Raw genomic sequence first — 12,515 nt, 5'->3', positions numbered from 1 at the left:
GGGAAGCCCCGGGCGGGACGCGATAGCGGCTTGAGCCGGGGCTTTCCGCAGATCCAGCCGCGGGTTCACCCGCCCAGATGACGAAAAGGGGCTGCCGTGGCGTGCACGGCAGCCCCTACCCCGTCCAGCCCCGGCGGAGACCGGCTACGCGGCGGGCGGGCGAGTGCCCACGAGCCGCCTGACCTTGCCGGCATCTTCCAGCAGCACCGCCTCCAGAAGCTCCCGGTCCCGCGACCGCTCGCGCTCCAGCTCCGTGAGCTGCCCCCTGAGCCCCGCGATCTTGTTGTGCGCCGAGACGTGGGCCGCGATGGACCCGCCCGCCACCAGGATCAGCAGGAGAAAGACGGCCAGGCCGATCATGGCGCCTGGCTCTTCCAGGTATCCATCACGCTCCCGCCGATCACGCAGGTCTGCACGCCGCGGCACGCCTGCGACAGGCCCTGGCTCATCGCCTTGGCGCTTTCCAGCTGGATCAGCGCAGGGTTCGCGGCATACGACCGCGCCTCCAGCTCCTTGGCGCGCGCATCCGCCTCGGCGCGCATCACGCGGCCGCGCGCCTCTACGCTGTCGATCACGAACTGCTTCTGTGCCTTGTCCAGCACCTGGGCCTGCTGCGCCGCCGCGATGCGCGCCTGCTCGATGGCGGGCGGAATGCGGATGTCGCGCACGAACACCTGGTGGATGATGGCGCGGTTGCCCAGCTTCGACTGGATCTGCCGCCGCACGTCTTCCGACAGGTTGGCGCGCTGCGCCGAGAAGATGCGGTTGACCGTCCACGCGTTCAGCGCGTTGCGGTAGCCCTCGCGCACGGCGTTCAGCACCTCCGTCTCGGCGGCCTCGGGCGTGCGCTTGTCCAGGAACACCTGGTAGATGGAGCTCGGGTTGTAGCTCCAGGTGACCGCGACGTCGCCTTCCACCGTCACCGGGTCGGCCGTGGTGGCCTGGATCACTTCCTTGCCGTCCTCGTTCTCGGGAAAGTTGCGCTGCGTCATCTTGAAGCACGTGGGGTCCGAGAGCGGGGTAAAGTTCAGCCCCGTGCTCATCTTGCGCTTCACCACGGATCCGTAGCGGGTCAGTACGCAGTGCTCGGTGCTGTCTACCCGCGTAAAGGAGTTGGTGCCCATAATGAACACCAGGAGGAGCAGGAGGAACGCGCCTCCGCCCATCATCACGGTCTTTGCGTTTTGCATCGGGTTGGGCCGGTTGCTGGAGAACGGGGAGCGCTTGCCCCCCACGTTGATCGTCGTCTTTGTCATGCGGCGCACTACGAGGGGTGAAGCCCGGCGGTTTCGCGCGCGAGCCGGCGCCGGGTGGGGTCGGCTCGCGCGCGTGCGTGTGGGGGATGTTCGTGGTGGGCGTACTATGGGCGCGGCGCCGGGCCATGGCAAGGATGCCGATGCGCATTGCGGCGTACGGGCAGCCGCGCCGATGCGGACAAACCAGGTGTTGACACGCGTGCACGCCGCGTTTACTCTCGAATGGCGGCCGGGCAACGATCCGTCTCGGCACGATTCCAGGGTCGGGCTGCGACGGTGCGCGCCCGGCTCCGGCCAACTTCATCCCTCCCTCGCTCTCTCGGTACACCCCCATGAACGTCTTCAGCTTGCGCGCCTTCGTGGCGGCCGCGTCACTTTCGTTGTGCGCCGCCGGCGCCGCCTGTACGCAGGGAAGCCCCCCGTCCGGTGGTGCCCCCCCCGCCGTCTCGCCGGCTCCCGCAGCCACTCCGGCCGCGCGCGCGCCGCGTCGCGACCGCAATCGCCTCACGCGCGAAGATCTGGCGGCCCGAACGGAAAGCGACCTGCTGGCGCTGCTGCAGGGGGCCCGCCCCGCGTGGCTGCGGGCCCGCGGGCAGGTGTCCATCACCCAGGGGGCCGAGCAGGTGTGGGTGTACCGTGACGGCATTCGGATGGGCGGCATTCAGGTGCTGGAGCAGATGCGGCCCGGCGAGGTGCGCGAGATCGAGTTCCTGCCATCGCACGAGGCGACGCAGCGGTATGGCCTGGACCACGGCGCCGGCGCAATCCTGGTGACGTCGCTCTGACGGCACCTGTCCGTAAGACGAAAGCGGCGCGGCTCCCGGTGGGGGCCGCGCCGCTTTTCGTGTGCTCCCGGCTGCCGAGGCATGCCCCGGCAGCCCATCGAACCCCGACGCAGTGCTCCCCTCTCCGCACAGCAGTACCGTGCGGGGAGGGGCCGGGGTGGGGCCCCTCAGTGCGAAACGTACCGCTCGAAGTACTCCAGCGTCCTCAGCATGTGGTCCACGCGGTGCTTGGGCTCGCCCGCGCGGGTGAGCTCGTGCCCCTCGCGCGGGTAGCGCACGAACTCCACCTCGCGCCCCAGCACCTTGAGCGCGCGGTACATGGCCTCGGCGCCCGCGACGGTGGTGCGGAAATCCGTGTCGGCGTGCAGGAGCAGGAGCGGCGTGCGGATGTTGGCCACGTACGTCAGCGGCGACTGCTGGCGCACCACCTCGGGGTCTTCCCACGGGCGGGTGCCGAACTCGCCCTCGAAGAGCCGCCAGGTGTTCGACGATCCGTACCAGATCGCCAGGTCGTACACGCCACGGGCCGCCACCGCCGCCCGGAAGCGCTCCGGCGACTCCTTGGCGATCAGCCACGCCGTCATGAACCCGGCGTAGCTGCCGCCCGTCACCACCTGCTTGGCGGGATCGGCCAGGCCGCGCGCCAGGATGGTGTCGGCGCCGATCAGGATGTCGCGGGCGGGCGGCGTACCCCAGGCGCGCTGGATGCTGCGCAGCCCCTCGTTGCCGTATCCGCCGGAGCCGCGCGGGTTCGAAAAGAAGACGGTGTATCCGGCGCCGGCCAGCATCTGGTACTCCAGCCACATCGACGCCTCGCCCGGCCCCCACATGGCGTGCGGCCCGCCGTGGATCTGCACCGCCAGCGGCGCGCGCACGCCCGGCCGGTGGCCGATGGGGAGCAGGTACCAGCCCTGGATGCGCCGCCCATCGAACGAGGGATACCACACCTCGTGGTACGGGCTCGTGTACACACGGGCGAGCAGCGAGTCGTTCAGCGCCGTCAGACGCCGGGCGCCGCGGCCGGCGGCGTCGGCCACGTACACGTCGCTGGGGCGCTCGGGGTTCATCTCGGCCCAGGCCACGCGCCCGCCCGCCACGTCGAAGGCCAGCACACCGCGCGGGCCCTGCACCACCGGCACCGGGGCGATTCGGTCCAGCCGTGTGCGGTACAGCGGCTGCGCGCCCTCGGACTGCACGGTGAAGTACAGCCAGCCGTCGCCGGTGATGGTGAATGCGCCCACGCCGCGGTCCATCGCCCCGGTGACGCTGCGGCGGTCGCTGCCGTCGCGCCGCATCACCACCAGCTCGGTGTTGGTGGCGGTAAAGAACTCGGCCTGCAGCGAGCGCGTGTAGACGATGTACCGGCCGTCGGGCGACACGATCGCGTTGTTCTCGGCGAAGCGCGGCTCCGCGAGCGTCCGCGGCGTGCCGCCGCCCGACGCCGGGGCGATCACCAGGTCGCTCTCCATCTGGTAGTCGGGGTGCTGCCCGGCCGCGGGCGGGCCGGCGCTGAACACCAGCGAGTCCCCGCGCGGCGTCCACTCGGGCGCGCCGATGCCGTACGCGGCGCGGGTGATCTGCACCGGCCGCGCGCCCTGCCGCACGTCGACCACGTACACCTGGCCATAGCGCTCTTCCTCGATGGAGGTTTCGCCCAGGTAGTCCAGCCGGGTGACCACGCGCGGGTCCTGCTCGCCGGCGTTGGCGGCCAGCAGGGCGCGGATGGAGGCCAGCGCCGCCTGCCGGTCGCGGTGGATGTTGCGCACCGCCGCCCCGTCCACCCGGCCGCGCGCCGAGTCTGCACGGGTGGAATCGGCGGCCGCGGCGGAGTCCGTGGCCGCCAGCTGCTGGGGCGTGAGCTGCGAGGTGAAGGCGATGCGGCGTGAGTCGGGCGACCACACGGGGCCGCCGGCGCCGGTGGGCAGGCTGGTCAGCGGCCACGCCTCGCCGCCCTCGGCCAGGGGAAGGATCCACACCTGCCCGCGCCCGCCCTGCCGCGCCTGGCTGAACGCCAGCATCCGCCCGTCCGGCGAAAACCGCGGCGCGCCGATGGCGGCGGCGTTGGTCCACGTCAGCCGGCGCAGCCCCGTGCCGTCGGTGTTGGCGATCCACAGGTCGCGCCGATAGCGGTTCTCTGCCGAATCCACCTCCGTCTGCACGAACACGACGCGACGCCCGTCCGGCGAAAGCGCCACGCCGCCCGCCCGTGCGCATCTGGTACAGGTCCAGCGCGGTCAGGGGCCGCCTCTCTTGCGCGGCGCCGGGGCTGGCCGCGAGCGCCGCGCCGGCCAGGGCGGCGAGAACAGGGATACGGATACGCATGATCGTCCAGGGGTTCTGGGGTGTCGCCGCGAGGAGCACGCCGCGGCCTCGCGCCCAAGCTGCCGGGCGTTCGCCCCGCGCCGCAAGAGCGCCATCCGTCCCGTGGTGCGCAACCATCTGTCATCTTCGGTAGCAGGATGGCGCACGAAAGCCCTGTCATCCTGAGCCCCAAGCGCACCGCACTCTCCCGTACGACGGGCCACGCGGGGCGAAGGATCCAGCCGCGGATGCGTACAAGCCAGGGCGCGGGCAGCGGTCACTGGAGCTGAGGCCTCGGCTGCCGTGGGGCCCTCACCCGGCCGCGCTGACACGCGTTCCACCCTCTCCCACAAACAGCGTGGGAGAGGGGGTACACTTCAGGACCTGGGTAGCGGCTCCTTGTTCCTGCCACACCTTCGTGTAGCAGTTAAGTGGCTTCGCTCGCACTGATTGAAAGCGACGCCCGCCCCAGATGGTGCACCAGAACGGTGCGCGGTGCATCGGAACGTGCCATCCGTGCAGAGTAGCTGCATCGACCCAAACGATGAAAACACAAGCAGTTACGCGGAAACACACGGCGGCTTCCGAGTGGCGCGCTCGTTGCCTTACCCCGATGCATCACACCGAACGAGCGGACCTGTCCAATCCCGTCAGGCGTATCGTTCACGCACCATCCCCCTGCAAGGAAGCCCATGTACCGTTACCGCATCGCAGCCGCCGGGCTGCTCACGCTGGCCGCTGCCGCCTGCGCCGACGCTCCCAACGCCCCCGAGGCGCGCCCCACCGAGATCGCCCCGCGCCAGTCGGTGTCGGACGCCGTGGTTCCCGGCGAGGTGCTGGTGAAGATGAAGCCCGGCTTCTCGATCACCGACCTGACCGGCCGTGCGGACGGACCTTCGTTCAACCGTGCCCTGGCCTCCGCCAGCCGCACCTCGGTGGTGGGTGTGGAGCGCGGCGCTGAGCGCGCCGAGGCCGAGCGCCTGATGCAGGACGAGCGCGTGGAGTACGCGGAGCCCAACTTCCTGCGCCAGCCGCTTGCCATCAACCCCAAGCTGTGGGCCTTCTACAACCCGGGCGGCATGACGGCGTACTTCAGCGATCCGGCTGACTCGCGCTACGGCCAGCCCCTGCCCGCCTCGTATGCCTCGGTGCTCGACGCCGACATGGACGTGGTCGAGGGCAGCGGCGCCGGCGGCTCGCCGGTGGTCATCAGCAGCATCGACACGGGCGTCGACATGGACCACCCCGAGTTCACGGGCCGCCTGATCGCGGGCAAGGACTGGGTGACCGGCGACAACAACCCCGAGGACGAAGACGGCCACGGCACGCACACCAGCGGCACCATGGCCGGCAGCACGGTCGGCGTGGCGGGTGTCGCCGGCGCCGCCAGCAACGTGAAGATCCTCGTTCAGCGCGTCTGCGGCCCCAACGGCTGCCCCACCTCGGCCATCGTCAACGCCATCTACGCGGCGGCTGACTACCCGGGCATGGTGGCGATGAACCTGTCGCTGGGCGGCAGCATCGAGTCGCGCTCCGAGAAGGAAGCCATCAAGTACGCCGCCGTGACCAAGGGCGTGCTGGTGATCGCGGCCGCCGGCAACAGCGGCAGCGGCAAGGTTGGCTGCCCCGCCTGCGACCCGTACGCCATCTCGGTGTCGGCGCTCAACTGGAGCGGCACCCTGACCACGTACTCGCAGTACGGCAGCGGCCTGGACATCTCGGCCCCGGGCGGCCAGCTGTACAGCAACACCACGGACGAGATGGGCATCTGGGCCTCGTACCTGAGCGGCGGCTACGCCATGCTCCAGGGCACCTCGATGGCCACCCCGAACGTGACCGGCGTCGCCGCGGTGATCGCCAGCAAGACGGGCCTGCGTGGCAACGCGCTGCGCAGCCGCCTCGAGAGCACCACCGACGACATCGGCACGGCGGGCTACGACACCAAGTACGGCAACGGCCGCGCGAACCTGTACCGCGCGCTGACCGGCACCTCGCTGGGCGCCGGCCTGTAACCCAGGCAAGCGGAGCGCGCCGGGGCCAACCCGGCGCCTCACACGAAAAGGGCCCCTCGCGAGAGGGGCCCTTTTCGTTGTCGCACCAACGGCGTGGCACCTGCCGAAGCCGCACGATGTCATCCCGATGGAGCGGCCACACCGAGCGTACCCGAACGCCGTGGACGGCAGCGACTGAGGGATCCGCCACACACTCCGCGAGGCGCCCCGCACCCGCGGACCCACCGGAACCCTGACTCTTTCCTGCCCGATCGGGGTTCACCCGCCCCTGGATTCGAGGCCCAACTCCCCCCTCGTTCTCGGCCCTCGGCTGCCACGCCGGCCTTCGCGCCCTGCCACCGCCCTGGCGCCGGCCCCGGCACGGGCGAATGAATTCGCTGCAACGACCACACGAAGTCCGCCTGCGCGGACTGGCTTGCTTGGGTGTGGAGGAGGTCCGGGTGGCACGTCCGGGTCTCTCGACCAGGGAATGGTGTGCGGGATGCGCCGGTGCACGTCCGCAGGTGTGTGGCGGATCCCTCAGTCGCTGCCGATTGCGGTGCGTTGGAGGGTTCGCCGGGGCCGCTCCATCGGGATGACATGGGCGCTCGTCGGCCGCTGAGGTGTGTGTGTAGGCTTTCCGCTGTTGTTGCGGCAGATTCATCTACTCCCGCTCGCGTCATGCTCGGATCGCTCTTACATTCTCCGCGCGCCGCATCGCGCACTCCCGCGATCCATCCCCCCGGTTTCCCGAACGCCGATGGTCCAGGCACCTCCCGCACCCGCGCACGTCCTCGCCGACCGGCAGGTGGACGTCGAAACGCCCGAGCACGTGGCCATCGGCTACGAATTGGCCGACCTGGGCTCGCGCTTCACCGCGCTGCTCCTGGACCTGCTGATCGTGGTGTTCACCAACCTGGCGTTCCTGGCCACCGCCGCCTTCTTCGTGTGGATGGTGGGAGGCAAGAACATGCTGGGCGGGGTGGGATGGGGCATCTACCTGTTCCTGGGCTTCGTGTTCTTCTGGGGATATTTCGCGCTGCTGGAAGGCCTTCGCGACGGGCAGACGCTGGGCAAGAAGTGGATGGGCATCCGCGTGGTGCACGACGGCGGGTATCCCGTCACGGTGCGCGCCTCCGCCATCCGCAACCTGGTGAAGCTGGGCGTCGACATCCAGCCTGTGGGCTCGTGCGCCATCGGCGGCCTTTCGATGATGCTTCATCCACAGACCAAGCGCTTGGGCGACATGGCGGCGGGAACGGTCGTGGTGCGCGACCGCACCGGGCAGCCCATCCCCGAAGACAACCCCGCCGCCGCCGACGCGCCCAGCCTGGGGCGCCCGCGGCTGGCCGACGACGAGTTCGCGGCCGTGTCGATGTTCGTCTCGCGCCGGCTTTCACTGGACGGGCACGTGCGCGCCGAGCTGTCGCGCAAGCTGATGGCGCGCGTGGAGCATCACGTGGCCGACGACCCGCGCCGGATGCAGGTGAGCCCCGACGCGTACCTGTGCACGCTCCACGCGGACGAGACGGCGCGGCGGCAGGCCTCGGGCGCCGGGGGGCGCGCGGGGACGGCGCAGGCCACGGCCCTCGTGCGGCGGCAGCGGGAAGAGTGGAACGAGTACCAGAAGATGCTGGAGATGGCGCGCAAGCAGGGTCTCGACAAGCTGGGCGAAACCCGCGTGTCGCGCTTCGCCACCCTGTACCGCGGCGTGGCGGCAGACCTGGCGCGCGCCCGCACCTACGGCGGCTCGCAGGAGCTGCTGTACTCGCTGGAGCGCATCGTGGGCAGCGGCCACAACCTGTTCTACCGCCCGCCCGTGCGCTCGTGGCGCCGCTTCCGGGTGTTCCTGGCCGGCGGGTTCGCCGCGCTGGCCCGCCGGCTGTGGCGGCCCATCACCGTGGCGCTGGCGCTGTTCTACGTGCCCGCCGTGCTCAGCTTCGCCGCCATCCGCACGCAGCCCACGCTGGCGCGCGAGATGATCCCCGCCGAGATGATCGCCCGGGCCGAGAACGCGGCGGCCAAGGAGGCGCGGGGCGAGGGGTACTACGACGTCACCGAGGTGGAGATGCCCGGGATGGCGAGCAGCCTGATCAGCAACAACGTGGGGGTTACGTTCACGGCCTTCGCGGGGGGCATCCTGGCCGGGGCGGGAACGGTGCTGATCCTGGTGTTCAACGGGCTTCACCTGGGCTCGGTGGCCGGGCTGTTCGCGAACCAGGGGCAAAGCCTTCATCTGTGGACCTTCGTCGCGGGCCACGGGGTGATCGAGATCACCGCCATCTGCATCGCGGGCGGTGCCGGGCTGTGGCTGGGCTCCGCCATCCTGTTCCCCGGCCGCCTCACGCGGCGCGAGGTGCTGCAGCGGCGCGCGCGCGAGGCCGTGTCGCTGATCGGCGGAACCGCCGTCATGCTGATCATCGCCGGGCTGATCGAGGGGTTCATCAGCACCTCGCCCCTGCCGACCGCCATCAAGTTCACGCTGGCCGCCATCTTCGGGCTGGCGATGGTCTGCTACTTCGCCCTGGCCGGCCACGGCGAACGGTACCAGGCCGACGCCGACGCCGCGGCCGAGCGCGATGCAAAGCCGGCGGCGCCCCGGCCCGCCGCCGCGTGACTCACTTTCCTGCACCGCACATGAACCGGATCCACCTTCGCCTCTCCGCCGCCGCGCTGCTCTCCCTGGCCGCCTGCCAGGACGACGGCGGGGCCGGCCGCCCCGCATCGGCCGATTCCACCACCATCGCAGCGGCCGATTCCGTTCCGCGCGACACGGCCCCGGCCGCCCCCGCGCCCCCGGCGGACACCGCCGCGCGCACGAGCGCGCCGTCCGCGGACGCGGACCTCACCGGGACGGTGACGAAGCTCGGCGAGCGGCGCTACACGATCGATGGCCGCACGCGCGGGGCTACGACGGTGCAGCTGACGGTGGAGGATGGGCACGACGTGCTCTACGGCCCTGTCGACGTTCCCGTCACCGGCGGCAGCTTCCGCGCGGAGGTCACGCTGGAGCCCACGCAGCGGCGCACCGTCTACGCCTACCTGTCCGACCCGGCTGGAAAGCGCCAGTGGGTGGTTCCCATTCCGCTGGACAGCGCGCGCGTGGCCATCGACGCAAAGCCCGAAGGCTCCTGATCGGAACGCCGCAGCCGTCTTCCGCGAGGGGTGCGCACGGCGTATGCTACCGGCGGGCCAAGCATCGGAAACCGAGCGGAAAAGCAGACCGTGAGCGAGACGGACGGGCGGGAGCAGGCGGCGGGGCGCGCGTCGCTGGAGGGGGTGGTGGTGGTCCTGTGGCAGACACAGGACTACGTGAACATCGCGGGAACCATCCGCGCGATGAAGAATTTCGGCCTTTCGCGGCTGCGGCTCATCCAGCCGGCGCTGTGGGACCCGTGGCGCATCGAGGGGATCGCCCACGGCACCCACGACCTGGTGGAGCGCACGGAGATCCACGACTCGCTGGAAAGCGCGCTGGGCGACTGCTCGTACGTGATCGGGATGACGGCCCGCTCGCGCCGGGCCAAGCGCGCCGTCACCCGCCCGCGCGAGATCGCGCCGGAGCTGCTGGTGCGCGCGCGCCAGTCGGTGGCGGGGGAGGGCGGGCCCGTGGCGCTGCTGTACGGGCGCGAGGACCACGGGCTGAGCAACGAGGCGCTGGACATGTGCCACCGCACCTGCATCATCCCCACCTCCGAGCACTCGTCGCTGAACCTGGCGCAGGCGGTGCTGGTGATGGCGTACGAGATGTGGATGGAGGCCGAGGGCGCCGACCAGGCGTTCCGCGCCCCCCGCCGCGGTGACGCTCCCCCGGCGGACGTGGCCGCCCTGGAGCGCCTGTTCGACGACACGGAGCGCGCGCTGTGGGCGGTGGACTTCTTCAAGGCGCGGCAGACGGAAACGGTGATGAGGACCCTCCGCGAGCTGGTGCGCCGTGCCGACCCCGACATGCGCGAGGCGGGCTTTCTCCGCGCGATCTTCATCGAGGTGGTGAAGTACGTCCGCCGCATCGGCGGTCTGCCACCCGAGGCCGAGCCCCGCGACTTCCGCTCGGCGCCTCCGCCGGTGGACGGCGAATAGAAATAAGCAGAGACATGAAAGCGCGCCGGACCTGTATCCAGGTTTCGGCGCGCTTCTTCGTTGGGGGCCCCTCCCCCGGCCCCTCCCCGCACGGTACTGCTGTGCGGAGAGGGGGGAACTTCGATCGGGGTTCGACGAGGTTCGGTGCATGCCTCTGGGAGCCCCCTCCCCCCGGCCCCCATCCCCCGCTTCGCAGGGGAGGGGGAGACCTGAACTGCGCCCCGGCTGGCCTGGTGCACTCGGGCGTGCGTGCAGTCCGCGAAGGCGGACTTTGGGCCGTCGTTGCCGCGACTTCAGTCGCCCCAGCAGGGCCTGGGCCAGCTCAGCCCTTCGCAGCCTCGACTTGCGCGGTCGACGCGTCCTGCGGCGGCGCCTCGTCCGCCGAGCCCGAGACGATGACCACGGGAGCCACGGGAACGCCGGTTGCGATGATGGCGTCAGCGGGCACCTCCGGTACGTCCGGCTCGGCCGGCGCCACGGCCGGGCTCGCGGGGGCGGGGGCAGGCGTGTCCTGCGCGCCGCTCTCGGGAACCAAGCTGCGGATCAGGTCCTGCACCTGCTGCTTCACATCGGCGCCCGCCGCGATCTGCTCCTGGAGCTGCACCAGCTTGCCCGCCACGACCAGCCGCGCCTGCACCGCGTCTTCCTGCGCCCGGGCCGCCACGGCCTGCTCGCGGATGGCCGCCTGCTCCTTCTGCCCGCCGCTGAACAGGTCTTCCAGCGTCTCCACCAACCGGTTCAGAATCCGATACACCGCCTGGGCCGAGAACCCGCCCAGCAGCGCGATGGTCGGCTTCGCCAGGACCTGCGCATCCGCGCTGTCGATCCCCTCCGTCGGCACCATCGCGACCAGGATGAATCCCGCGACCACGCCCAGGAACACCTTGATCCAGTACGCCGGCGCATCGTCCGGATCGAACGTGCCCTTCGAGATGGTTTCGTTGATCTGGAAGAGCACGGCGAATGAAGCTCCGACGCCGGCGGCGGCCAGCCAGTAGACGTTCTCGACGAATGCATGCGCGACTTGCGACATCTGCGCCTCGCCGCCGCCAGGGCTGACCACGATCAGGTGGTAGATGCTGAACACGATGAAGGCCAGCACGCAACCCATCGAGAACAACACCAGCTGCCGGACGACGGAAACCGGGCCCAGCGATCCGAGCCGGCTGGGCGCCTGGTGGCTGCGGTCCAGCAGGTAGAGCGTGGACGGGCTCGCGGGAGCCACCAGCTTGGCCAGCCGCTCGTGGATGGTCGCGAGCGCGGCCAAGTCGATCGGCTGGCCGACGTTGCGCGCCGACTCGTAACCCGCCGCGGCCTGCACCAGGGCGGCGGGTGCGCGCATTCCCTTGCCCACCAGGTGGCGGACCATGGAGCACGATTCGTCGACGAGCTGGTCCTGGAGTGTGGGCGCGGAAGGCCCGGTGTTGGTCGGCATTGGCGGGATGGCGCTGGAGGGCAGATGCAGCGGAGATTTCTCTATTGTAATGGCCGTGACGGGAAAGGGGAACACTTGTGTTCGGAGGAGTGCCTGAATCGAGCGAGGCGCCCCCGGTCCGGGGACGCCTCTCGATGGATGACCCAGGCTGCGTGTGGGCTCAGCGCAGGTTCGATCCCCGCACCCGCACGTGCCCCTCAAACACCACGCCGTCCTGCCGAACCGCCTCACCGTTGTGGATCACGCGGACGTGGTACACCCCCGGGTCGAGCCCTGTGATCACGCCCTGGTACGCCTGGGTGCTCAACGCGGTGAAGCAGCCGGTCGGCTCCTGGCCCTCCACCCTCAGCGTCAGCTCGCGCCCGGCGCCCTGGAGGGAACCCTGCAGCGTGCCCGTCGTGCATGGAAAGGTGAAGAGGCCGTTCACGCGGATGGTGCCGCCGTCACTCATCACCTGCGGCACCACCGGCTCGGCCGCCGACGGCGCGACGGAGGCGGTGAAGGTCAGCTGCTCATCGGAAACGAGCGTGGCGTCGCTCTCACATGAGGCGAGCAGGAGCGCGGCGGCAAGCAGGGCGATTCGTTTCATGGTGCGCGATGTGTCTGGTCGTGTCCGAGGGTCGGCTTCTGCTTCGAGGTGGAGAACGTGCGAGCGCCCGCCGGGCTG

The 12,515-nt window shown here is 70.7% G+C and carries 10 protein-coding genes; 5 read left to right on the top strand and 5 right to left on the bottom strand.

Annotated features, from left to right (window positions below):
- Nucleotides 1–144: 144 nt before the first annotated feature.
- Nucleotides 145–360 (bottom strand): hypothetical protein, encoded by a 216-nt coding sequence (locus VF632_RS24200; protein ID WP_331025514.1) that lies wholly within the window; start codon nt 358–360, stop codon nt 145–147.
- A complete protein-coding gene (locus VF632_RS24195) occupies nt 357–1,190 on the bottom strand; it encodes an SPFH domain-containing protein (RefSeq protein ID WP_331025513.1) in 834 nt (277 codons plus the stop codon). Before VF632_RS24195 ends, VF632_RS24200 begins: the two co-directional genes overlap by 4 nt.
- A 398-nt stretch (nt 1,191–1,588) precedes the next feature.
- On the opposite strand from VF632_RS24195, the gene VF632_RS24190 reads away from it, so the two are divergent.
- Nucleotides 1,589–2,041, top strand: coding sequence for a hypothetical protein (locus tag VF632_RS24190; RefSeq protein ID WP_331025512.1), 453 nt, complete (start codon nt 1,589–1,591; stop codon nt 2,039–2,041).
- Nucleotides 2,042–2,208: 167 nt separating this feature from the next.
- Here the strand turns inward: VF632_RS24190 and VF632_RS24185 are convergent, their stop codons facing one another.
- Nucleotides 2,209–4,236 carry a S9 family peptidase gene (locus VF632_RS24185; RefSeq protein WP_331025511.1) on the bottom strand — a complete coding sequence of 676 codons (2,028 nt, stop codon included), beginning with the start codon at nt 4,234–4,236 and terminating at the stop codon, nt 2,209–2,211.
- A 798-nt stretch (nt 4,237–5,034) separates the two neighbouring features.
- Between VF632_RS24185 and VF632_RS24180 the strand changes: the two genes are divergently transcribed.
- From VF632_RS24180 to VF632_RS24165, 4 genes are all read left to right on the top strand, one after another.
- Complete coding sequence (locus tag VF632_RS24180; protein WP_331025510.1) at nt 5,035–6,354, top strand: S8 family serine peptidase; 1,320 nt, start codon at nt 5,035–5,037, stop codon at nt 6,352–6,354.
- Nucleotides 6,355–7,093: 739 nt separating this feature from the next.
- Nucleotides 7,094–8,950 carry a stage II sporulation protein M gene (locus VF632_RS24175; protein WP_331025509.1) on the top strand — a complete coding sequence of 619 codons (1,857 nt, stop codon included), beginning with the start codon at nt 7,094–7,096 and terminating at the stop codon, nt 8,948–8,950.
- Nucleotides 8,951–8,970: 20 nt separating this feature from the next.
- Nucleotides 8,971–9,468: a hypothetical protein gene (locus VF632_RS24170; protein ID WP_331025508.1), complete on the top strand. Its 498-nt coding sequence runs from the start codon at nt 8,971–8,973 to the stop codon at nt 9,466–9,468.
- Nucleotides 9,469–9,558: 90 nt separating this feature from the next.
- A complete protein-coding gene (locus VF632_RS24165) occupies nt 9,559–10,413 on the top strand; it encodes an RNA methyltransferase (protein WP_331025507.1) in 855 nt (284 codons plus the stop codon).
- Nucleotides 10,414–10,735: 322 nt separating this feature from the next.
- Here VF632_RS24165 and VF632_RS24160 read toward each other — a convergent pair whose 3' ends face one another.
- Nucleotides 10,736–11,848, bottom strand: a complete 1,113-nt coding sequence (locus tag VF632_RS24160) for a hypothetical protein (RefSeq protein ID WP_331025506.1) — start codon at nt 11,846–11,848, stop codon at nt 10,736–10,738.
- 160 nt (nt 11,849–12,008) lie between these two features.
- Nucleotides 12,009–12,437: a hypothetical protein gene (locus VF632_RS24155; RefSeq protein WP_331025505.1), complete on the bottom strand. Its 429-nt coding sequence runs from the start codon at nt 12,435–12,437 to the stop codon at nt 12,009–12,011.
- Nucleotides 12,438–12,515 lie beyond the last annotated feature (78 nt).

Source organism: Longimicrobium sp., assembly GCF_036388275.1.
Taxonomy (GTDB): Bacteria; Gemmatimonadota; Gemmatimonadetes; order Longimicrobiales; family Longimicrobiaceae; genus Longimicrobium.
The sequence above is the reverse complement of the archived record's forward strand: the minus strand, read 5'-3'. Positions and strand labels throughout refer to the sequence as shown.

Bases quoted from the DNA above. Each gene is read 5' to 3' on its own strand.
- VF632_RS24200 (WP_331025514.1), bottom strand. From the start codon at position 360: ATGATCGGCCTGGCCGTCTTTCTCCTGCTGATCCTGGTGGCGGGCGGG.
- VF632_RS24195 (WP_331025513.1), bottom strand. From the start codon at position 1,190: ATGCAAAACGCAAAGACCGTGATGATGGGCGGAGGCGCGTTCCTCCTG.
- VF632_RS24190 (WP_331025512.1), top strand. From the start codon at position 1,589: ATGAACGTCTTCAGCTTGCGCGCCTTCGTGGCGGCCGCGTCACTTTCG.
- VF632_RS24180 (WP_331025510.1), top strand. From the start codon at position 5,035: ATGTACCGTTACCGCATCGCAGCCGCCGGGCTGCTCACGCTGGCCGCT.
- VF632_RS24175 (WP_331025509.1), top strand. From the start codon at position 7,094: ATGGTCCAGGCACCTCCCGCACCCGCGCACGTCCTCGCCGACCGGCAG.
- VF632_RS24170 (WP_331025508.1), top strand. From the start codon at position 8,971: ATGAACCGGATCCACCTTCGCCTCTCCGCCGCCGCGCTGCTCTCCCTG.
- VF632_RS24160 (WP_331025506.1), bottom strand. From the start codon at position 11,848: ATGCCGACCAACACCGGGCCTTCCGCGCCCACACTCCAGGACCAGCTC.
- VF632_RS24155 (WP_331025505.1), bottom strand. From the start codon at position 12,437: ATGAAACGAATCGCCCTGCTTGCCGCCGCGCTCCTGCTCGCCTCATGT.